The 20,828-nt window shown below is 64.6% G+C and carries 18 protein-coding genes and 1 tRNA gene; 8 read left to right on the top strand and 11 right to left on the bottom strand.

From position 1 onward, the window contains the following. Positions 1–98: 98 nt before the first annotated feature. The 4 genes from L0963_RS07250 to hflX all read left to right on the top strand — a co-directional run bounded on the left by L0963_RS07250 (position 99) and on the right by hflX (position 5,720). A complete protein-coding gene (locus L0963_RS07250; protein WP_234178973.1) occupies positions 99–2,390 on the top strand; it encodes a sensor histidine kinase in 2,292 nt (763 codons plus the stop codon). Next, positions 2,380–3,759: a nitrogen assimilation response regulator NtrX gene (ntrX, locus tag L0963_RS07245; protein ID WP_003051693.1), complete on the top strand. Its 1,380-nt coding sequence runs from the start codon at positions 2,380–2,382 to the stop codon at positions 3,757–3,759. Before L0963_RS07250 ends, ntrX begins: the two co-directional genes overlap by 11 nt. Positions 3,760–3,876: 117 nt before the next feature. Further along, on the top strand, positions 3,877–4,371 hold the full coding sequence (hfq, locus tag L0963_RS07240; RefSeq protein ID WP_003051691.1) for an RNA chaperone Hfq: 495 nt from the start codon (positions 3,877–3,879) through the stop codon (positions 4,369–4,371). An 8-nt stretch (positions 4,372–4,379) separates the two neighbouring features. Further along, complete coding sequence (hflX, locus tag L0963_RS07235; protein WP_234178972.1) at positions 4,380–5,720, top strand: GTPase HflX; 1,341 nt, start codon at positions 4,380–4,382, stop codon at positions 5,718–5,720. Here hflX and mazG read toward each other — a convergent pair. The 10 genes from mazG to L0963_RS07185 form a co-directional block, all read right to left on the bottom strand. After that, complete coding sequence (mazG, locus tag L0963_RS07230; RefSeq protein ID WP_234178971.1) at positions 5,698–6,471, bottom strand: nucleoside triphosphate pyrophosphohydrolase; 774 nt, start codon at positions 6,469–6,471, stop codon at positions 5,698–5,700. The two genes, hflX and mazG, sit on opposite strands and share 23 nt — an antisense overlap. Before the next feature lie 76 nt (positions 6,472–6,547). Continuing rightward, positions 6,548–6,724 carry a hypothetical protein gene (locus L0963_RS07225; RefSeq protein ID WP_186403311.1) on the bottom strand — a complete coding sequence of 59 codons (177 nt, stop codon included), beginning with the start codon at positions 6,722–6,724 and terminating at the stop codon, positions 6,548–6,550. Continuing rightward, entirely contained in the window at positions 6,721–7,485 is a 765-nt protein-coding gene (locus L0963_RS07220; protein ID WP_062902442.1) for an MBL fold metallo-hydrolase, read from the bottom strand. The genes L0963_RS07225 and L0963_RS07220 overlap by 4 nt, the downstream gene beginning before the upstream one ends. Positions 7,486–7,498: 13 nt before the next feature. Next, positions 7,499–8,275: a TatD family hydrolase gene (locus L0963_RS07215; RefSeq protein ID WP_062902443.1), complete on the bottom strand. Its 777-nt coding sequence runs from the start codon at positions 8,273–8,275 to the stop codon at positions 7,499–7,501. Beyond that, complete coding sequence (metG, locus tag L0963_RS07210; protein ID WP_186403312.1) at positions 8,275–9,843, bottom strand: methionine--tRNA ligase; 1,569 nt, start codon at positions 9,841–9,843, stop codon at positions 8,275–8,277. Before metG ends, L0963_RS07215 begins: the two co-directional genes overlap by 1 nt. 38 nt (positions 9,844–9,881) lie before the next feature. Next, entirely contained in the window at positions 9,882–10,874 is a 993-nt protein-coding gene (locus L0963_RS07205) for a DNA polymerase III subunit delta' (RefSeq protein WP_234178970.1), read from the bottom strand. Beyond that, entirely contained in the window at positions 10,862–11,488 is a 627-nt protein-coding gene (gene tmk, locus L0963_RS07200; RefSeq protein WP_186403314.1) for a dTMP kinase, read from the bottom strand. The genes L0963_RS07205 and tmk overlap by 13 nt, the downstream gene beginning before the upstream one ends. Beyond that, positions 11,485–12,597 carry a D-alanyl-D-alanine carboxypeptidase family protein gene (locus L0963_RS07195; RefSeq protein ID WP_186403315.1) on the bottom strand — a complete coding sequence of 371 codons (1,113 nt, stop codon included), beginning with the start codon at positions 12,595–12,597 and terminating at the stop codon, positions 11,485–11,487. The genes tmk and L0963_RS07195 overlap by 4 nt, the downstream gene beginning before the upstream one ends. 117 nt (positions 12,598–12,714) lie before the next feature. After that, positions 12,715–13,725, bottom strand: coding sequence for a septal ring lytic transglycosylase RlpA family protein (locus tag L0963_RS07190; protein ID WP_234178969.1), 1,011 nt, complete (start codon positions 13,723–13,725; stop codon positions 12,715–12,717). After that, positions 13,709–14,701: a lytic murein transglycosylase gene (locus tag L0963_RS07185; RefSeq protein ID WP_186403316.1), complete on the bottom strand. Its 993-nt coding sequence runs from the start codon at positions 14,699–14,701 to the stop codon at positions 13,709–13,711. Before L0963_RS07185 ends, L0963_RS07190 begins: the two co-directional genes overlap by 17 nt. Before the next feature lie 226 nt (positions 14,702–14,927). Here L0963_RS07185 and L0963_RS07180 point away from each other — a divergent pair. Then, positions 14,928–15,017 (top strand) — tRNA-Ser (locus L0963_RS07180). 13 nt (positions 15,018–15,030) lie between these two features. Here L0963_RS07180 and L0963_RS07175 read toward each other — a convergent pair. Beyond that, positions 15,031–15,729, bottom strand: a complete 699-nt coding sequence (locus L0963_RS07175) for a 2OG-Fe(II) oxygenase (protein ID WP_186401722.1) — start codon at positions 15,727–15,729, stop codon at positions 15,031–15,033. Between the two features lie 183 nt (positions 15,730–15,912). Here L0963_RS07175 and L0963_RS07170 point away from each other — a divergent pair, with 183 nt between their 5' ends. The 3 genes from L0963_RS07170 (at position 15,913) to L0963_RS07160 (ending at position 20,827) form a co-directional block, all read left to right on the top strand. Further along, positions 15,913–19,116, top strand: coding sequence for an autotransporter outer membrane beta-barrel domain-containing protein (locus L0963_RS07170; RefSeq protein ID WP_234178968.1), 3,204 nt, complete (start codon positions 15,913–15,915; stop codon positions 19,114–19,116). A gap of 96 nt (positions 19,117–19,212) precedes the next feature. Further along, positions 19,213–19,896, top strand: coding sequence for an RNA polymerase sigma factor (locus L0963_RS07165; protein ID WP_313906801.1), 684 nt, complete (start codon positions 19,213–19,215; stop codon positions 19,894–19,896). Beyond that, positions 19,886–20,827, top strand: coding sequence for a FecR family protein (locus L0963_RS07160; RefSeq protein ID WP_234178966.1), 942 nt, complete (start codon positions 19,886–19,888; stop codon positions 20,825–20,827). Before L0963_RS07165 ends, L0963_RS07160 begins: the two co-directional genes overlap by 11 nt. Position 20,828: the final 1 nt, after the last annotated feature.

Genomic DNA, 20,828 nt, shown 5'->3' with positions numbered 1-20,828 from the left:
ATCGCACGTGCTCCCGTTGACCGGAAAAGCACACTTATCGGCGCGCCGGCGCATATTGTGTGTTTTCTATGCAACAGGATTGTCGTATCGCAGCCACAATGACGCAGCCTTTCCCCTCGGCTCTTGACGGCGAACCCGGTGATACGGACGCGCGGAGCGGCTGGTGGCGGTTCGGCGCGCCCGAATATTATACGCTCGCCCTGATCGCGAGTGTTGCGATCGGCACCTATATCTTCGTCACCGGCGACGCGCAGAGCGAGCGGTTGCTGACCCCGGCGCTCGTCGCGGCAATCATGGTCGCCAACCTCGTTCCCGCGATGGCGCTCATCGTCCTGATCGGCAGCCGCGTGGCCCGTGCGCGCGCCGAACGGACGATGAGCGGCGGCAACGGGCGGCTGCACGTACGCCTCGTCGCGCTCTTTTCGCTGATCGCGGCAACGCCGACATTGCTGGTGGTGATATTCGCTTCGCTGCTGTTCCAGTTCGGGGTCGATTTCTGGTTCTCGGACCGCTCGCGCGGCATGTTCGAAAACGCGGCCAATCTTGCCGAAGGCTATTATCAGGAGAACCAACGACAGGTCGGGGCCAACACATATGCCATGGCGACCGACCTCGGTAAGCAACTGACCCAGTTTCCCGTCGATAGTCCCGGCTTCTATAATTACTATCTGCAACAGGTCGTGGTGCGCAGCCTCAATGAGTCGGCGATTATCGAAGTCGGAAAGGACGGGGTCGTCCGGACCGCCGCAGCCATCGATCCCGACAAGCGCGCGGCCGAGAGTCGCCTGACGCCGACCATGGTGAACCGCCTCAAGGCGGGTGAGGATGTCGTCGTTGTCCGTCAGGCCGACCGCGTCGAGGCAGCCGCCCGCTTGCCGGGAACGGAGAGTGCCTACGTCTATGCGTCTCGCGACGCCAATGTGCCGGGCTTTCAGCAATCCGCGCGGGCGGGGGCCGTGCTTGCCGACTATAACGACCTGTTCCAGCGATCGCAGCAGCTCCAGTTGCAGTTCAACGGCGCGCTCTATCTCGGTTCGCTTCTGTTGCTGGCGCTGGCGGTGGTGGCCGCGATCGTCGTCGCGGACCGCATCACGCGGCCGCTCGGCACCCTGATCGGCGCGACGCGCACCGCGGCGGGCGGGGATCTGTCGGTGCGCGTCACGCCGCCGGCCCGCGACGACGAGATTGCCGTGCTGACGCGCGCCTTCAACCGCATGACCGAGCAGCTCGAGGGGCAGACGAGCGCGCTCGTCAACGTCAATGAGCAGCTCGAAACGCGGCGCAGCTTCATCGAAGCAGTGCTGAGCGGCGTCTCATCGGCGGTCGTCTCGGTCGATGCGCAGCATCGCATTCTTCTCGCCAACGCCGCCGCCGAAAGCCTGATCGGGCAAAGCGCCGAAACCTTGACCGGGCAACCGCTCGGCGATGTCGCGCCCGAACTGGCCGCGCTCCTGAGCGGCGGGGAGCAGGAAGGGATCGTTCAGCTGGCCCGCCGCGATGCCGAACCCGCGACGCTCGCGGCGAAGGCGGTCGCGCAAGGCGACGGCTTCGTGCTGAGCTTCGAGGATATAACCCAGCAATTGCTCGATCAGCGCCGCGCCGCCTGGTCTGACGTCGCGCGCCGCATTGCGCATGAAATCAAGAATCCACTGACCCCGATTCAGCTCGCCGCCGAACGATTGCAGCGCCGCTTCGGCGAAAAGATCGAGGGCGATGCCGCCACTTTCCGCAAATTGACCGACACGATCGTACGGCAGGTTCACGATATGCGCCGCATGGTCGACGAATTTTCCAGCTTTGCACGGATGCCGAAGCCGACCTTCGGGGTCGAGGATATCCGCGACATCCTGCGCCAGGCGGTGTTCCTGTTCGAGGTAGCGAAGCCCGACATCATATTCAGCGTCAAGACGCCGAACGAGATCGAGCCGCTCGTCTGCGACCGCCGCCTGCTATCGCAAGCGCTGACGAACATCGTCAAAAATGCTGTTGAAGCCATCGAGGAAAATACGAAAAAATCGGATGGCCCGGTTTCGGGCCATATCCGCGCCGAACTCGACATCGGCCCGCAGGATGCGGTGGTCATCCGCGTCACCGATGATGGCATCGGGCTGCCCGAGGCGCGCGACGCGATCGCCGAACCCTATATGACCACGCGGCAGGGCGGGACGGGGCTCGGCCTTGCGATCGTCAAGAAGATCGTCGAGCAACATTATGGCGAGCTTGAATTTTCGGACAATCCGGAAGGGCGGGGGACGCAGGTCACGTTGACGCTGCACGCCGATCGCCTGCGGCCATTGGCTGGCAAGGGCGGGGGAGTTCCAACAGGGCAGATCGAATCGGTGCCGGGGCGCATCAGAAACCGGCAGGACAGAGAAGAACATGGCGCTTGATATTTTGATCGTCGACGACGAACGCGACATTTGCGAACTGGTCGCCGGCGTCATGGAAGACGAAGGCTATGAAGCGCGGACCGCCTCCGACAGCGATGCCGCACTCGAAGCGATCCGCCAGCGGCGCCCGTCGCTCGCGCTGGTCGACGTGTGGCTGCAGGGGTCGCGGCTCGACGGATTGGGGCTGGTCGAGGCGATCAAGGAATTCGACCCGACGCTGCCGATCATCGTCATTTCGGGCCATGGCGGTCTCGACACCGCCGTCGCGGCGATCCGCCGCGGCGCCTACGACTTCATCGAAAAGCCGTTCGAGGCCGAGCGTCTGTTGCACCTCGTCGCGCGCGCGACCGAAAGCGAGCGGCTGAAGTTCGAATATGAACAGCTTCGCGAAAAGGCCGGTCCCGCCGACGAACTCACGGGCAGCAGCACCGCGATCAACAATGTCCGCGCGACGCTGAAACGCGTGGCGGGAACCGGCAGCCGGGTGCTCGTCACCGGCGCTCCCGGCGTCGGCAAGGAGGTTGCGGCGCGCGTCCTCCATGGCTGGAGCGGGCGACAGAATGCGCCGTTCCGCGTCATCTCGTCGGCCCGGATGGACCCCGAAACGGTCGAGATCGAATTGTTCGGGTCGGAAAGCGACGACGGGGCGATCCGCGTCGGTCTGCTCGAACAGGCGCATGGCGGGACGCTCTTCCTCGACGAAGTCGCCGACATGCCGCTGACGACGCAGGGCAAGATCTTGCGCGTCCTGACCGACCAGAGCTTCACGCGTGTCGGTGGGCGAACGATGATCCGCGTCGATGTGCGCATCATTTCGGGCACCGCGCGCGACTTGATGAGCGAAATCGCCGAAGGGCGCTTTCGCGAAGATCTCTATTACCGGCTCAATGTCGTGCCCGTGCATATTCCGCCGCTGCGCGAGCGGCGCGACGATATTGCAAGCCTCTGCGACCATTTCGTCGGCCGTTATGCCGCCGAACGGCGCGTGCCGCCGCCCGAGATCAGCTCGGAGGCGATGGCGGCGCTCCAGGCGCATGAATGGCCCGGCAATGTGCGCGAATTGCGCAACGTGATCGAGCGGGTGATGATCCTCGCGCCGAGCGATCGGCTCGGCCGGATCGATGCCGATATGCTGCCTTCGGAGCTGGTCCGCGGCGGCACCGACATCCTGCCCAACAGCGAATCGATCACCGCGATTCCGCTCAAGGAGGCGCGCGAGAATTTCGAACGCGAATATCTGCGCATCCAGATCAACCGTTTCTCGGGAAATATCTCGCGCACCGCAGCCTTTATCGGGATGGAGCGTTCGGCTCTCCATAGAAAGCTGAAGCTGTTGGGATTGACCGAGAATCAGGACGGCGAAGGGTAGTGGCTTTACCCTAGACCTGATCCGCTCTTTGCCGCATATTGCGGCTGCGAAGACGACAAGGGGCTCATCGTCGGCGCATCGAACCCGCGGCTCGGCCGCCAAAAACAGGAGGCAAATGTGTCCGATAAAAACCAGAATCTTCAGGATCTTTTTCTCAACGCTCTGCGTCGCAGCAAGACCCCGGTGACGATGTTTCTCGTCAAGGGCGTGAAGCTGCAGGGAATAATCACCTGGTTCGACAATTTCTCGCTCTTGCTCCGCCGCGACGGCCAGTCGCAGCTCGTGTACAAGCACGCGATCTCGACGATCATGCCGTCGCATGATTTCGACCTGGCCTCGCTCGGCGCCGATGTGCGCGAAGTTCCCACCGCCAAGGGCAAGGCGCTTCAGGACGTTTTCCTGAATGCGGTGCGCCGTTCCGAAGAGTCGGTGACGATGTTCCTTGTCAACGGCGTCATGCTGCAGGGCGATATCGTCGCCTTCGATCTGTTCTGCATGCTGCTCGAACGCGAACGCCAGGTGCAGCTTGTCTACAAGCACGCCATTTCGACGGTTCAGCCCAACGGCCCGATCAATCTGACCGACAATGGCGAAGCCGACGGCGACGCCTGATCGACCCGATGTCCGATAGCGCCGAAGAGGTAACGCGCGGTGCGCCCGCGCTGCTTGTCGTGCCCGAATGGCACGGCCAGCGCCTGTCGCGCGATCTCGACGCGCGCGTTGAGGAAGCAAAGGGGCTCGCGGTCGCGATCGGGCTCAAGGTGGTGGCAGCGCATCCGCTGCGCCTCCGCCAGACGCGCGCGGCAACGCTGATCGGCGTCGGTCAGATCGAGGCTATCAAGCCCGCGATTGCGGCGCACGACGTGCAACTTGTCATCGTCGACGCCGCGCTGACCGCGATCCAGCAGCGCAATCTGGAAACCGCCTTCGGAACGAAGGTGATCGATCGCACCGGCCTGATCCTCGAGATATTCGGCGAGCGCGCCGCGACCGCCGAGGGGCGGTTGCAGGTCGAACTAGCGCATCTCGACTATCAGGCGGGACGGCTGGTGCGAAGCTGGACCCACCTCGAGCGCCAGCGCGGCGGCTTCGGCTTCCTCGGCGGCCCCGGCGAGACGCAGATCGAGGCCGACCGCCGGATGATCCGCAATCGTATGGCGCGCATCCGCCGCCAGCTCGACGATGCGCGGCGCACGCGCCAACTCCAACGCGCCAAGCGGCAGCGGGCACCTTGGCCCGTCGTCGCGCTCGTCGGCTATACCAACGCCGGAAAATCGACGCTTTTCAATCGCCTGACGGGAAGCGACGTCATGGCGGAAGATATGCTGTTCGCGACGCTCGATCCGACGATGCGCGAAATCCGCCTGCCGGGGATTGACAAGGCAATCCTCTCCGACACGGTCGGCTTCGTCTCCGACCTTCCGACCGAACTCGTCGCCGCCTTCCGCGCAACGCTAGAGGAAGTGACGACGGCCGATCTGATCGTCCATGTCCGCGACATCGTCCATCCCGACAGCGACGCGCAATATGACGACGTCAAGGCGATCCTCGACTCGCTCGGGGTCAATGGGCCGCAGGACGGGGAAGGGGAGGACGCCGCCGACCCGATTCCGCAGATCGAAATCTGGAACAAGATCGACACTGCGGGGCCCGAGCGGCGCGCCGAGATCGTCGAGATTGCCGCACGGCGCAGCGACGTCGCGGTCATTTCGGCCTTCACGGGTGAGGGCGTCGAGGCGGCGCGGACGCTGATGGCGGCGCGGCTAACCGAAGGCCACGAAATACAGCAGATTTTTCTTGGCTTTGACGAAGGGGAGGCGCTTGCCTGGCTCCACGCCCGCGGCGAAGTCCTTGATAACAGGGCAGAGGGTGAGGGGCATGTGCTCACCGTTCGGCTCGATCCCGCCGATCAGGCCCGCTTCCGCCGCCTCTGGCCGGCTAAGGGGCTTCCGAAGCCTTGACCGCCTGCCAATGCGCTTCGAGCGCATCGAGCGGCATATGCGCCATGTCGGCGCCAGCGCGTGCTTCGACGGCCATGAAGCGGCGCGCGAACTTGGCGTTGGCGTCACGGAGTGCGCTTTCGGCATCGACGCCGAGGTGCCGCGCATAGTTCACCACCGCGAAGAGCAGGTCGCCGACTTCCTCCGCCCGCGCTGCGTCGTCAGGGGCCGTTTCGACTTCTTCCAGTTCTTCGGCGATCTTGGCGCGCGGTCCGTCGGCATCGGGCCAGTCAAATCCCGCCCGCGCAGCGCGGCCTTGCAGCTTTTGCGCGCGCAGGAGCGCCGGCAGTGACAACGCCACGCCGTCGAGCACGCTTTTGGCGCCGTCGGCGCTGCGCTCGGCCGCCTTGATCTGTTCCCATTGCTGGCGAACGTCATGCGTCGTTGCATCGCCGAAGATATGCGGGTGGCGCCGTTCCATCTTGTCGCTGATCGCATTGGCGACGTCGTCGAACCCGAACAGGCCTTTGTCGGTAGCGATCTGGGCATGAAAAACGACCTGGAGCAGCAAATCTCCAAGCTCGTCGCAAATCGCATCGGGCGATCCGGAGGCTATGGCGTCGGCAACCTCATAGGCTTCCTCGATCGTGTAAGGTGAGATCGTTGTGAAGTCCTGCGCCAAATCCCACTCACACCCACCATCGGGATTGCGCAACTGACGCATGATCGCGAGCAGTCGATCGATGGGGGACAGCGAAGGCGTATTCGACATAAGATTATCCGATAATATATATTATGTTAACTTCAATATAACAGGGAGACCCGTTTGCCCCCCTCTCGTTGAATCGTCAGGCAAAAAGCTGCCACGTCCGAACGACGAGAAATACGAGCGCAAAGATCGCCACCCACGTGAGCGCCATCTTCAGGCCGTCGGCCAGATTGAGCCGTCTGGCCGCGAGCGAGCTCAAGACCAGCGCAAAGGCCCCGACGAACCAGATCATCGGCACCGTGGTATCGCCGTTCACAATTCCACCTCCAGCCCGTCGTACCCAGGCTCGACGCCGTCAGGCAGCTCGCCGGCCAGATCGTCATAATCCATCGTATTGTCCATATGCGTGATAATGGCCCGCGGCTGGCCGACCTTGGCGAGCCCTTCGAGCGTCATCGCGAGATGCGGATGCGTGGGGTGCGGATAGCGGCGGAGCGCGTCGATCACGAACAAGTCGACCCCCTGGAAGAAATCGACCATTTCCTCCGTAAATCGTGAAAAATCCGTCGCGTATCCGATCTTGTGCGCACCGTCGCTGAAGATCAGGCCGCTGGCCTTTATCGGGCCGTGCGGCATTTCGAGTGCCGATACTTCGATCGGTCCGATCCACTGATGATCGGCCAGTTCGATCGGATCGACCGATGCCGGATAGCCTGCGTTGCCGGCAAAGGCATAGGTGAAGCGCCATTTCAGAATATCCAGAACATGCGCGCGGGCGTAGGCCGGCACGGCCGAACCGCGCAGATGCATGATCTGACGCAAATCGTCGAGGCCGTGCGTATGATCGGCATGTTCGTGGGTCCATATCACCCCATCGACCTCGCCGATCCCGGCGTCGAGCAGTTGCAGGCGCATGTCGGGGCTGGTATCGACGATCAGCCGGTATCCGCCGAGCGAAATCATGATCGAGGCCCGGCTGCGCAGGTTCCGCGGATTGTCGGGGTCGCATTGCCCCCAGTCGTTACCGATCCGCGGTACCCCGGAAGAGGTACCGCACCCTAGAATGCGAACCTTCATGGCGCGTGTGACGTCATGGCGCCGCCTTGTTGAAAAGCGCGTAGAAATTCGCGCTTGTCGCCGCTGCCAGCGCTTCGCGATCATCGCCGCGCAGGTCGGCCAGAAAAGCCAGCGTATCGGCCACAAAGGCCGGCTCGCCGGTCTTGCCGCGATGCGGGACGGGGGCAAGGAAGGGGGAATCGGTTTCGATCAGCAGCCTGTCCTGCGGCAGCCATTTTGCCGTGGCCTGAAGATCGGCGGCATTTTTGAACGTCACGATCCCCGAGATCGAGATGAACAGCCCAAGGTCGAGCGCCGCTTTGGCGAAGTCGTCGCTCGCGGTGAAGCAATGAATCACACCGGTGTAAGACGCCCTTTCCATCTCTTCGCCGAGCAGCGCCAGCGTGTCGGCTTCGGCATCGCGGGTGTGGACTATGATCGGCAGGCCGGTCTGCTGCGATGCGTGGATATGGCGGCGAAAACTTTCCTGTTGCCGCACGCGATCGCTCTTGTCGTAATAATAGTCGAGCCCCGTCTCGCCGATCCCGATCACGCGCGGATGCGCGGCGCGCTCGACCAGCTTGGCGGTGTCGACATCGGGATGATGATCGGCATCGTGCGGATGGATGCCGACGCTAGCCCATACATCGGTATTGGCTTCGGCAGCAGCCAGGACGTCGTCCCACTCGCTCTCGCGCGTTGCGATGTTGAGCATCGCGGTGACGCCGCGCGCCCGCGCGCGCTCCAGCACTTCACCCTGCTGCTCGGCAAGCCCCTTGTAATTGAGGTGGCAGTGCGAATCGACGAGCATCAGGCCTCCCCTTCCCCTTCGGGCAGTTCAAGGCGTGGAAAGATAGGAACCGGCTGGCCGACCGCAAAACCGCTGGCAGCAAGCTTCGCAAACCATTCGGTGTCGGCAAGCGCGGCGAAGTCGCGCGCATCGTCGGCGATTCCCATCTGGTTGAGCAGCGCGTCAGCCGCGGACGGCACCACCGGACGGATCGCAATCGCGAGTGTGCGAATAGCCCGAAAGAGAGTCATCAGCACAGCACGCATCCGTTCTGGATTGGTCTTGCGCAGCGCCCACGGGGCCTGCGTATCAACATACTGGTTGCAAGCAAAAACTGCGCGGAGCCATTCCTCAATGCCGACGGAAAATGACAGCTCTTCAAACTCACGAGGAAGCAAATTTACTGCGGCGTCGCGAACGGCGCTCCTAAGAGCCAAATCCTCCTCACTCGGAGAGTAATCGTTCGAAATCTCGCCGTCCAAATTCTTGAAAATCATCGACAAGCTGCGCTGCGCAAGATTGCCGAAGCTGTTGGCGAGGTCGGCATTCGCGGTGCGCACGATCGCTTCGGCCGAATAGCTGCCGTCCTGCCCAAAGCTGACTTCGCGGAGCAGATAATAGCGCAGCGCATCGACGCCGAACTGTTCGGCGAGCGTCATCGGATCGACAACGTTGCCGAGCGATTTCGACATCTTCTCGCCGCGGTTGAGCAGAAAGCCGTGACCGAACACCTGGCGCGGAAGCGGCAGACCGGCACTCATCAGGAAGGCCGGCCAGTAAACAGTATGAAAACGAACGATATCCTTGCCGATCATATGAATGTTCGCCGGCCAGAATCGTGCAAAATCGCCGTCCATGTCAGGATAGCCAATGCCCGACAAATAGGTCGTGAGCGCGTCGACCCAGACATACATCACATGCCCGGGGCTGCCCGGCACCGGGACGCCCCAATCGAAACTCGTGCGCGATACCGACAGATCCTTTAATCCGCCCTCGACGAAGCGCAGCACCTCGTTGCGGCGGCTTTCGGGGCGGATGAAGTCGGGATTGTCGTTATAGAGCGCGAGCAAACGGTCCTGATAGGCCGACAGGCGGAAGAACCAGCTTTCCTCGACGGTCCATTCGACCGGCGTCCCCTGCGGCGACAGGCGAACGCCCCCCTCCCCGTCGGTCAGTTCGCTTTCATCATAGAAAGCTTCGTCGCGAACCGAATACCAGCCTTCATAGCGGTCGAGGTAGAGGTCGCCATTGGCTTCCATCGCCCGCCAGATCGCCTGCGATGCGCGATGGTGCGCCGGGTCCGACGTGCGCATGAAATTGTCATAGCTGATATTCAGTTTTCTATACATCTCACGGAAATATCCCGACATTTCGTCGGCAAGATCGATCGTCGCACGGCCTTGGTCGCGCGCGGTCTGATACATTTTCAGCCCATGTTCGTCGGTACCGGTGATCAGGCGCACGTCGCGGCCGCGCATCCGCTGGAAGCGCGCCATCACGTCGGTCGCGATGGCCTCGTAGGCGTGACCGATATGCGGACGGCCGTTGGGATAGCTGATGGCGGTGGTGATATAAAATGGTTCGGACATGCGCGCGCCTTAGCCGCTGGCGCGGCCAAGGGAAAGCGTCAGCGTGCCGCCTGCCCGCCGCGCGGCGCGAGTTCGGCGAGGCAGTTGCCGATCTCGAACCCCACCATCGCCCCGTCATATGACCCGCGCACCGCATCGCGCACCGTCCGCTGGATGCGGTCCCATTGACCGAGCACCGGTGCGATCTCTCCCAGCGGGCGTTCGCGCGCCAGCCGTGCCAGCAGGCCCGGCACGATGTCGATCACCAATTCGAGCCGCGCCCGGTTGCTGGTGCCGCCGACTTCGCGCGCCAACGCTTCGCGTAGCCGGTTGTCGCGATCACCGCCGGTCGCGATCGCCAGCAGTTTCTTTTCCATGACCGCGACGTCGCTGTCGATGAGCGCCAGCGCCTTGCCGGGAACCCCGCCCGACGCCACGACGATCGCGCGCACCTCGGCCATGTCGAGCATCGGGCGCAGCTCGTGCAGCCACGCCGTCATGACGTCACGCTCAACTGGTTGAAAACGCAGGATTCGGCAGCGTGACCGGATCGTGGGCAGCAGGCGTCCCGGCGAATGACTGACGAGCAGGAACAAGGTTTGCGCCGGCGGCTCTTCGAGCGTCTTGAGCAGCGCATTGGCGCCGTCGGTTTCCAGATCGTCCACCGCATCGATGACGACGACGCGCCACGCGCCGAGCGACAGCGACAGATGCAGGCGGCGGATCATGCCGCGCACTTGATCGATCGTGATGTTGCGCGCGAGATCCTTGCTCTTGTCCTTCACCTGCCGCGTCAGATGGATGATCTCGGGGTGATTCCCCGCCGAAACGAGCCTGCCCGCCTGCTCATCACCGGGATCGTCGAGCGACAGCGGCGCCCCTCCCTCGCCCGCCCGGTCGTGCGTGACCAGAAAGCGGGCGACCCGTGCGGCAAAGGCGCCCTTCCCCATTCCCTGCGGGCCGGCGAGCAGCCAGGCGTGGTGGAGACGGCCGCTTGTCCAAGGCTCAAGAAAGGCCTTCTCGGCGTCGTGATGTCCGATCATGGCAGCCATTCGGCAAGCTCCGACAACAGGGCCGCGGTAACGGCGGTTGCCGGCGCATCGGCTTCGACCAGACGCCAGCGTAGCGGCTCCGCCGCTGCGATCTCCGCAAAGCGCGCGGCGAGCCGGGCCTGATAATCGGCGGGCTTGCTGCCCATGCGATCGGCGCCGGCGGCATCGCGCGCCGCCAGTCGCCGGCGCGCCTCTGCCGCGGAAACGGTCAGGAGGAAGGTCCGGTCGGGCAACAGTCCAAGCGAGCCGAAGCCGTGCAGCATCATGATATCGGCGTCGGTGATCCCGCCTCCGGCCCCCTGATAGGCGCGGGTTGAATCGACAAAGCGATCGCAAAGCACCCAGGCGCCACGTTCGAGCGCGGGCCGGATCGTGCGCGCGACATGATCGGCGCGCGCGGCGGCGAAGAGCAGCGCTTCGCTACGCGCGTCCCACCGATCGTCGTCTCCCTCCATCAGCAGCGCGCGGATCGCCTCGGCGCCGGCGCTGCCGCCTGGTTCGCGTGTCGCGACGACGTCGATCCCGCGTTCGGCAAGCGCCGCGGCCAGCGCGCGAATCTGCGTCGATTTGCCAACCCCTTCGCCGCCCTCGAGCGTGATGAAACGCCCCCTCATCGCCCGGCGAGCCGATAAAAACCGCTGCGCAGCCGTGTCCAGACGCCATCGACCGGCGCCACGTCTTTCGCCGCCAGCAATGGCGTGGTTTGCGGCGGCAGGCCGTCGGGCGTCACGATCAGACGCGCGATCGGAGTGCCGCGTTCGATCGGGGCGTTTTGCGGGCTGCGGCTCTGCATCGCGGCGCGATAGCCGCCGGCATAGCCCTTGGGAACCGTCATTCGGACCGCAATACCAGCTTCGGCCATCACGCTCGGCCGTGCGCCGCGTTGCACCTCGACCGCCCCGACCTTGGTGCCCGCGGGCACCAGTTCGCGGCCTTCCCAAGCGTCGAAGCCCCAGCGCATCAGCCGTTCGGCCTCGTCGCGCCGCGCCTTTTCACTCTTCATGCCCGCGACCACCATAATCAGGCGCCGGCCATCGCGCTTTGCCGAACCGAGAAAGCAATAGCCCGCTTCAGCGGTGTGGCCGGTCTTGAGGCCGTCGGCCCCGGCAAAGCGCCCCAGAATGGGGTTGCGGTTCGGCTGGACGATCGGCTTGCCTTCTGGCGACACGCCATGCTGCAAGCGCGGGATCGAAAAATAGCGTGCATAACCATCGGGATGGTCGCGGATCAGCCGGTCCGCCAGCGTGATAAGATCGGCAGCGCTTACCTTGGTCACGCCGCCATCGGGCCAGCCGTTCGGCGTTCCGAACTTGCTCGACGTCATGCCGATTTTGGCCGCCATCGCATTCATTCGCTTGACGAAATCGGCTTCGCTGCCATCGATCCCGACCGCCAGCGCCGCGGCTGCGTCGTTCCCCGACACGGTGATCAGGCCCTTGAGCAATTCATCGACCGAAATCTTCTCGCCGGCGCGCAGGAACATCGTCGACCCGCCGTTGCTGCCGTTCCATTTGCGCCAGGTCGCTTCGCTGATCGTGAAGACCTTGTCGCGCGACAACTCGCCGCGCTTGATCAGGTCGAGCACGACATAGGCGGTCATAACCTTGGCCATCGAGGCCGGCGCGAAGCGTTTGCCCGCGCCGCGGGAAAAAAGGATCGCGCCCGAATCGAGATCCTTCAACATCACGATCGGCGCTTCGGTTACGTAGAGCGGCCTGCTCACTGCGCCCGGCTTCGGCTTGTCATTCCCCGCCGAAGCCGCCGGAAAGGTGCTTGCAAGCGCCGTTACCGCCAGTCCGGCGCCTATAGCACGCGCGATTCCGTTGCGACGCTGCACGGCTTAGCGGTCGCGCAGGACGGTCGCGTCGCGGAAGCCTTTGGCTTTCGCCTTGTCCTGTGCGGCTTTTGCTTCGCCGTCACTGGCAAAGGGCCCCATGCGGACGCGCCACAATTTGCCGGCTTTGTCGACATGGCCGCCGACCGATTTCGCTGCGACATTGGCCCGCGCTTCGCTGCTAAACGCGCCGACCTGAACGACGAAGCTTCCCGCAACCGCTTTGGGTGCCGGTTCCGCCTTCTTTTCGGGTGTAGCCGGCTTGGCCGCCGGGGCCGGCTTGGAAGGTTCGGGCTTTTTGCTGCTGGTTACCGCCATCCGGTCGTCGCCGGGTTTGGCCTGAGCCGATGCCGTCGGCGGCGCCGGTTGATCGGGAACCGTGGCGGCCGCCGCTTTGGGCACGGGCACCTGCTTGATCTTGGTCCGCAGGATCGACAGCAGCGATTCGGGCGTTGCCAGCCGCTCGGGTACCGGCCTGCCAGCGCGAAGCTGCGCGCGCTCGGCGGCGGGCGGATTGGTCCGGCGCACGCGAACCGCGCTCACCGCATCGGTCAGCCCGAGCTGTGCGGCGGCGCCGCGCGAAAGGTCGATCAGCCGGTCGTTGCTCGTGGGTCCGCGATCGTTGACACGAACCAATATCGTGCGCCCGGTATCGAGCGCCGTTACCTCGACATAGCTGGGCAACGGCAGCGTCTTGTGCGCCGCGCTGATACCGTCGGGGTTGTATATCTCGCCATTGGCGGTCGGCTTGCCCGCCGCTTCATCACCATACCAGCTTGCATAGCCGACATCGTCATAATCGGCGACATCCGCGGGCGTGTAGGTCGTGCCCGCGATGGTATAGGGATCGCCGAGTTTCACCGGCACGTCCGATACGCCATTGTCGGCAGGTGCCGTCGCGGGCGCAGCGGCGACCGCCGTATTGCTCTTGCCGTCAAAGCTGCCGCATGCCGCCAGCGCCAATGCCGTTCCTGCGACCAGCGTGGCCGCGCCCCCGCCCCTAACGATCGATTTCATCCGCCAGCAACCCCACAGAAAGTGCGTAAAAGTTCGAACAATTATAGTCGAGTATCGCACGATAATTACCGGTCAGCAAATAGGCGGTCTTTCCCGGGCCGTCGGGTTCGAGCAAGGTCGCCTGAATATGGTCCGCCGGCCAGCGTCCGCTCACTGGCTGGAACCCGGCGGCGCGCCATTCAGCCATCGACCGCCAGCGGCTGTAGCGGGCGAAAACGCGCGGGCAGCGTGTCGGCTCGAGCCGGGTTTCCATTGCCGAACGGTCGAAGCCGTCGGGAACGCGTACGGCAACGCCCCATGGTTCGCCCGCATGCCAGCCTGCCCGGCGCAGGTAGGAACCGATCGACTCGACCGCGTCGGCCTCGCTCGACCAGATGCGGGCAACGCCGTCGCCGTCGCCGTCCTCGGCAATCTTGAGATAGACCGAGGGGAGGAATTGGGGATAGCCGAACGCGCCCGCCCAACTGCCCCTCAGGACGTCGCGCGGAACGCCCTTTTCGACCATTTCGAGCGTCGCAATGAATTCGGGTTCGAACAGGCTGCGGCGGCGTCCCTCATAGGCAAGCGTCGCCAGCGCTTCGGGCAGGTCGAAATTGCCGGTTACCGCCCCATAAGCGGTTTCATGTCCGAAGATCGCGATCATGATGCTCGTCGGGACGCCCGTTCGCTCCTCGATCCGCGACAGCAGCGGCAACAGGCGATCATGCACGCGGCGTCCGCCATTGATGCGCGCGGCATCGACATGCTTCGCCTTGTACGGCGCAAAAGCCGGGATCGGCGTATCGGGACGCGGCGGCGCCCCCAGATTGTCGCGATCGAGCGCCACGACGCGCGCATTGAAGCGCAGCCCGCCCGTCACCCGATCGAAGGTCGCACGCGAAACACCGCGCGCCTGTGCCTTGGGCCATAGCGACTGGACATAGGTATCGAAGCCGGGATCGGCCGCCTGTGCGTGCAGCGGTGCCGACGCGGCCATGGTCCAGGCGGAGAGGAGGACACCGATCCGGGCGAGGAGGCGTCCGATTCTGAATGGTTTAGCGTGCATATGTCCCACCCTATAGGGCGTGTCTGCCACGGATACAGCCCCCTTGGCCAGCCGCCGGCGGGACAGGACGAGTCATTCGCGCGCCGGACCGTTCGCACCGCGCGCGCCAAAGGTTTCGCTTGCCGCGCGCCGCCGCCGCGCTATGTCGGCGCCGCAAGGACAGGTGGCCGAGTGGTTTAAGGCAGCGGTCTTGAAAACCGCCGTGGGTGCAAGCTCACCGTGGGTTCGAATCCCACCCTGTCCGCCATCGCCGCACGCGCCTAACGCGCGTCGTGAAATATGATGCCGAGCGTTAAGCGCTCGCCTCTGCGAATTTCGCTGACGCCGTGGCGCATTTTGACGCGGTAGGTGCCGCGTGTTCCGGCTCGCGGTGCTTCGTTGACCGCGAACACGACCGCGTCACCCATCCGCAGCGGCACGACATGTGCGCGCGACTGCATTCTCGGGCGCTGTTCGGTCAGGACGAATTCGCCGCCGTCGAAATCGACTTCCGGCTCGGACAGCAGGACCGCCACCTGAAACGGAAAATGGAGGTCGCCGTAAAGATCCTGATGGAGGCAATTATAGTCGCCGGCGCGGTACCGTAGCAGCAGCGGCGTCGGCCGAACCTGACCCGACGCGTGGCAAAGGCGTGTGAAGGCCGACAGATCGGCGGGAAAGGAAGCGCTCGCTCCCAAACGCGCCGCCCATCGGTTCGCAAGCGGCGCCAGGCTTTCATACAGGCGCTGCCGCAACCGTTCGAGGACAGCGGGAAAGGGATAAGCAAAGTAGCGATATTCGCCGCGGCCGAAACCATGACGCTGCATCGTCACCGTGCTGCGAAAGCGCTCGTCGGCGTCGAACATCGCGCAAAGATCGGCGCAATCGGACGGGGTGAGCAGCTTCGGAAGCCGGTGCCACCCCTGCCCTTCCAGATCAGATTCAGGCTGCGGCGTCCGTATTTCCGGTTCGGCGGTCATTGGCATTCTTCCCCTTCGTCGTGCGGTGAGAGGCGGCGAATAGCGGGACCGTGCATCCGATCCGTTCCGTTTCTTGCGGCCAAAAGCCGGCGCGCGACTTTTTTCCAAGGTCGCGCGCGGCGCGCTCCGTCTTGTGTTCGGTTCCGGGCCATCGACCCGGGGGGACATCAAAAGAGGAACTCCATGCGCAAGACCCTGCTGGCATCGACCTGCCTGGCGACGATCATCGCCATGCCTGCATACGCCGAAACGAGCATCACCACCGCGACGACAACGCCGGTCAGCACCTCGACCGTCAAATCGGGCGCAGCCGACGATATCAAGATCGGCTCTGCAGGCTCGATCAAGCCGACGAGCGGCACGGCGGTCACGATCGACAGCAACAACAAGGTCACCAACGACGGCACGATCCAGATCACCAATTCGGACGGCGCGCGCGGCATTTTTGCCAATGCGGGCGTGACCGGCACGATCACCAATTCGGCGACCGGCAAGATCATCATCGACGAAAGCTATACCCCCACCGACATCGACAATGACGGCGATCTCGACGGGCCCTTTGCGGTCGGATCGAACCGCGTCGGCATCGCAACCGGCGGCGCCTTTACCGGCAATATCGTCAACAGCGGCGAAGTGACGGTCGAGGGCAATGATTCGGCGGGCATCCGGCTTGGCGGACCGCTCACCGGCAATTTCACGACCGACGGCAAGGTATCGGTCATCGGCGACCGCGCACTCGGCGTCGGACTGCAGGATGTCACCGGCAATGTCCGCCTCGCCGGCACGATTACCGCGCAGGGCGTGGATGCAGTCGCCGCGCGGCTTTCGGGCAACATCAACGGCGCGCTTGTCGTGCAGGGCACGCTCACCGCCACCGGCTATCGCTACACGGCGGCGCCATCCGACCCGGCGAAGCTCGACGCCGACGATCTGCTGATCGGCGGCCCGGCGCTGTCGATCGAAGGCGATGTCAGCGGCGGCATCGTCCTGGCTGTCCCGCCCAAGGACACGAACGCTGCCGACAAGGATGAGGACAAGGACGGCATCGACGACGACAAGGAAGGATCGGCGGTCGTCCGCTCCTTCGGTTCGGCCCCCGCGATGCGGATCGGCTCGGCGGACCGCGACATCGCGATCGGTGCCGTTGCCGGAACGGGAACCGGCTTCGGCCTGATCATCGACGGTTCGGTGCAGGGAAACGGCCTTTATGCGGGCAAGGACGCGACGGCGATCCAACTCGGCGGCATGGGGCATAATGTTACCATCGCCGGCGGCGTGGGTATCAGCGGCAGCGTTCAAGCCACGTCGAAGGATGCGTCGGCAACCGCGATCCGCGCCGGTGCGGGAACGATCACGCCGGAAATCCGCAACGCGGGCAAGATCGAGGCGACGGGCGGCAGCAGCGCGACCTCGTCGATCACCGGCATCCTGGTGGAAGCGGGCGCCGACGTGGCGCTGATCCGTAACAGCGGGTCGATCTCGGCCAAGGCCGGCGGCGATGCCGCGACCGCGCGCGCGATCGTCGATCTGTCGGGCAATGTCGACATGGTCGAGAACAGCGGCGCGATCAGCGCCAGCGGCGCGCTCGCGTCGTCGGATCGCAATGTCGCGATCGACCTGTCGGCCAACGGCGGCGGTGCGACCGTCAAGCAGACGGCGGTTGCATCGGGTGTCACCGCGCCGTCGATTACGGGCGACGTCCGCTTCGGTACCGGCAACGATATCTTCGACATCGCCGACGGTTCGGTGAAGGGGAACAGCTATTTCGGCGCCGGCGACAACCGCCTCGCGCTGTCTGGCGACGCCACCTATGCCGGCAATGCGCGCTTCGGCAGCGGCAATGACACGATGGCGCTGACGGGAACGTCGGTGTTTACCGGCAATGCCGACTTCGGCGGCGGCACGGACATCTTGTCGATCGGCGGCACCGCCCGCTTTGCGGGGCAACTCGCCAATGCGCAGGGTCTTGCGGTGTCGGTCGACGGCGGCACCTTCGACATTGCCGGCGCGGCCACCATCTCGTCGCTCGCGGTGACCAACAAGGGCATCGTCGCGGTCACGCTCGACAGCGGCAGCACCGGCACGGCGTTGCAGGTGACCGGCACGGCCAGCTTTGCCGCCGATTCCAAGTTGGCGCTGAAGCTGTCGAGCATCGAGGATGCCGAGGGTGACCACGTCGTCCTGACGGCAGGAACGCTGACCGGCGCGGACAATCTGACGGCCACATCGACGCTCGTGCCCTTCCTCTACAAGGGCACGCTGACCTCGACGGCGAACGAGCTGCGCGTCAACATCGCGCGAAAGAGCACGAGCGAGCTTGGCCTCAACCGGTCGCAGGCGTCGGCGTTCAACGCGGTCGTCGATGCGCTTTCGGCCGACCAGGTGGTCGAAGGCGTCTTCCTCGACATCGTCGATGGCGACCAGTTCCGCAATCAGCTCAACCAGATGCTGCCCGAACATGAAGGCGGCGTCTTCGAAACCGTCACCTCGGGCTCGCGCGCGCTCGCACGCTATCTGCAAGACCCCAACGCGCCGTTCCAGGACGAGGGCAAATGGGGCTATTGGGTCAACCAGGCCGTATGGGGCACGTCGAAGAGCATCGGCGATACCGCGGGTTATGATGTCAGCGGCTGGGGCATTTCGCTCGGCGCCGAGATCAAGAGCGGCATCGGCAATTTCGGTGCGTCAGCGGCCTTCCTCAGCGGTAAGGACGGCAACAGCAGCAACGACAGCGAGGTCAGCTCGACCCAGTGGGAAGGCGCGCTCTACTGGCGCCTGAATTCGAACGACTGGCTGGCCCATGCGCGCGTTTCCGGCGCTCCGATCCGGCTCAAGGGCACACGCGTGTTCAGCGCCGAAGCCGGTGCCGAGGATATTCGCGAAACGATGCGCGGCAAATGGGATGCGACGCTGTGGTCGGCATCGGGCTCGATCGCGCGCGACGCGCAGCTTGGCGGGATCAGCTTCCGGCCCACGCTCGCGGTGGATTATTTCAAGCTCAAGGAAGACGGCTATGCCGAAACCGGCGGCGGTGACGCGCTCGATCTGACCGTCGCCGGCCGCAGCAGCGACGAATTGTCGGTCAGCGGCACCGTCGCGCTTGGGCTCGAGTTCGGGGGCGCCGACGAATATGACGGCTGGACACGCTTCGAAATCGAAGGTGGCCGCCGCCAGATCGTCAGCGGGTCGCTGGGTGCGACGGTCGCGTCGTTCAAGGACGGCACGCCGTTTACCCTGGTCCCCGATGATCGCACGAGCGGCTGGGTCGGCCGCATCCGCGGCATCGTCGGCAATTCGGCCTTTCAGGCCGGCGCCGAAGTGTCCGCGGAAGAACAGCAAAGCCATATCGGCTGGGCGTTCCGTGCAAGCCTGCGCGTCGGCCTCTAAGCCCCCCATCGGGGCCGGTCGCAGCCGCAAGGGGGAGGCACTCCCTACCCCCGCCTCCCCCTTGCAAAGGCCGACAGAATGACAACCCCCGGAACCATGCCGATGCGCGCGTTCGCACTGGTACCGGTGCGTGGCCGCGCTCGACCGCGGTTGCAAGCCTCCTCGCTGCCGCTATATGGCGGCATCAGCGGGGGGGCGTATGGTGCCGGTCGGGCGGGCCGGGATCGAAAAGGAATGGCGTTCCGAAACAAGTTCAGAATGACCGAGGCAAATGACCGATCCGACGCGGCCCACGGCATCGAGGGCGTCCTGCTCGCCAACCGCGACCGGATCATCCGGTTTCTGACGGTTCGCGGCGCGGGCGATGCTGCCGAAGATCTGTTTCAGGATTTGTGGATGCGCCTGACCGAACGCCACAGCGGCCCTGTAGCCGACCCGCTCTCTTATGTCATGCGCGCGGCCAATAATTTGATGCTTGACCGCTATCGTTCGGTGCGTCAGAGCCAGTTGCGTGACAAGGCGTGGGGCGAAGCGAGCGCAGCGCAGAAACCCGGCGCCGAGGCGGTGCTTATCTCGCGCGAGCAATTGGCAATGACCGAGCGCGCCATCGCTGCGACCGGCGATCGCCCGGCACAGGTCTTTCGTCGATTCCGCTTCGACGGGGTATTGCAACGCGATATCGCCGCCGAAATGGGCATCAGCATAAGTACGGTGGAGGCCGATCTCCGCAAGGTCTACGCCGCGCTCGCTGCCGTCAGGAGGCAATTCGATGCCGGCTGACCATGTGACCGCGAGCGAAGCCCAGGCGATCGACTGGATCGTCCGCCAACGCGCGCCCGACTTTGCCGATTGGGACGGCTTTGCCGACTGGCTTGCCGAGGACCCAGGACATGCCGAAATCTACGACGCGTTGGCGAGCCTCGACCTCGATCTCGATGCGTTGCCCCCCGCTGCGCCGTCGGTATCCCCGGCGAATGATCCGGCTGAACTCGATCGGGGCATGCCGCGTCGCTGGTGGCTTGGCGGAGCGGTCGCCGCGGCGATCGTCGGGGTCGTCGCCCTCCCCTCGCTCGACCTGTCGGGCGGCCGGAACGTGATCCAGACCGCCGCGGGTGAGCATCGCACGATCACCCTTGCCGACGGCTCGCGGATCGAGATCAACGGCGGCTCGACCCTGCGGCTCGACAAGGACCATCCGCGCTTTGCCCGGCTGGAAAGCGGCGAAGCGATGTTCCATGTCGTGCACCGCACCGACAGCCCTTTCGTCGTCGAAACGGGCGGAACGCAGATCATCGATCTCGGGACGGCCTTCAATGTGGTGCGCGCCGGCAATCGGACCGCGGTCGCGGTTTCGGAGGGCGTCGTGCTCTATTCCCCCGATCGCAGCAAGCTGCGCCTGGTGGCTGGGCAAGCGATCGACGCGCGCGACGGCGATACGCAGCCGCCACGCATACGGCGCGTCGGTACGGTCACGGTCGGTGGATGGCGGAGCGGCCTGCTGGTCTATGACGGCGCGGCGCTTCAGACCGTCGCCGACGATCTGAAGCGGACGGCTGGGATATCCGTGCAGATCGATCCCTCGGCGTCGCGCTTGTCGTTCCGCGGTACCCTCGTCGTCGACAAGGCGAGCGATCGCACCGTGGCCGACCTTGCGGCGCTGTCGGGCGCCAAAGCCGAGCGGCGCGGCGATGGCTGGGTGGTCAGCCGCTGAC

This window comes from Sphingopyxis sp. NFH-91, assembly GCF_021401285.1.
In the GTDB taxonomy this organism is placed as follows: domain Bacteria; phylum Pseudomonadota; class Alphaproteobacteria; order Sphingomonadales; family Sphingomonadaceae; genus Sphingopyxis; species Sphingopyxis terrae_A.
This window is presented reverse-complemented; position numbering and strand designations above follow the sequence as displayed.

Excerpts from the sequence above, each read along its gene's own strand:
- tmk (WP_186403314.1), bottom strand. The coding sequence starts at position 11,488 with ATGAGGGGGCGTTTCATCACGCTCGAGGGCGGCGAAGGGGTTGGCAAA.
- L0963_RS07160 (WP_234178966.1), top strand. The coding sequence starts at position 19,886 with ATGCCGGCTGACCATGTGACCGCGAGCGAAGCCCAGGCGATCGACTGG.
- L0963_RS07205 (WP_234178970.1), bottom strand. The coding sequence starts at position 10,874 with ATGGCTGCCATGATCGGACATCACGACGCCGAGAAGGCCTTTCTTGAG.
- L0963_RS07215 (WP_062902443.1), bottom strand. The coding sequence starts at position 8,275 with ATGCTCGTCGATTCGCACTGCCACCTCAATTACAAGGGGCTTGCCGAG.
- L0963_RS07250 (WP_234178973.1), top strand. The coding sequence starts at position 99 with ATGACGCAGCCTTTCCCCTCGGCTCTTGACGGCGAACCCGGTGATACG.
- L0963_RS07175 (WP_186401722.1), bottom strand. The coding sequence starts at position 15,729 with ATGACCGCCGAACCGGAAATACGGACGCCGCAGCCTGAATCTGATCTG.
- L0963_RS07170 (WP_234178968.1), top strand. The coding sequence starts at position 15,913 with ATGCGCAAGACCCTGCTGGCATCGACCTGCCTGGCGACGATCATCGCC.
- metG (WP_186403312.1), bottom strand. The coding sequence starts at position 9,843 with ATGTCCGAACCATTTTATATCACCACCGCCATCAGCTATCCCAACGGC.
- mazG (WP_234178971.1), bottom strand. The coding sequence starts at position 6,471 with ATGTCGAATACGCCTTCGCTGTCCCCCATCGATCGACTGCTCGCGATC.
- L0963_RS07165 (WP_313906801.1), top strand. The coding sequence starts at position 19,213 with ATGCCGATGCGCGCGTTCGCACTGGTACCGGTGCGTGGCCGCGCTCGA.
- L0963_RS07220 (WP_062902442.1), bottom strand. The coding sequence starts at position 7,485 with ATGAAGGTTCGCATTCTAGGGTGCGGTACCTCTTCCGGGGTACCGCGG.
- ntrX (WP_003051693.1), top strand. The coding sequence starts at position 2,380 with ATGGCGCTTGATATTTTGATCGTCGACGACGAACGCGACATTTGCGAA.
- L0963_RS07185 (WP_186403316.1), bottom strand. The coding sequence starts at position 14,701 with ATGGCCGCGTCGGCACCGCTGCACGCACAGGCGGCCGATCCCGGCTTC.
- hflX (WP_234178972.1), top strand. The coding sequence starts at position 4,380 with ATGTCCGATAGCGCCGAAGAGGTAACGCGCGGTGCGCCCGCGCTGCTT.
- L0963_RS07190 (WP_234178969.1), bottom strand. The coding sequence starts at position 13,725 with ATGAAATCGATCGTTAGGGGCGGGGGCGCGGCCACGCTGGTCGCAGGA.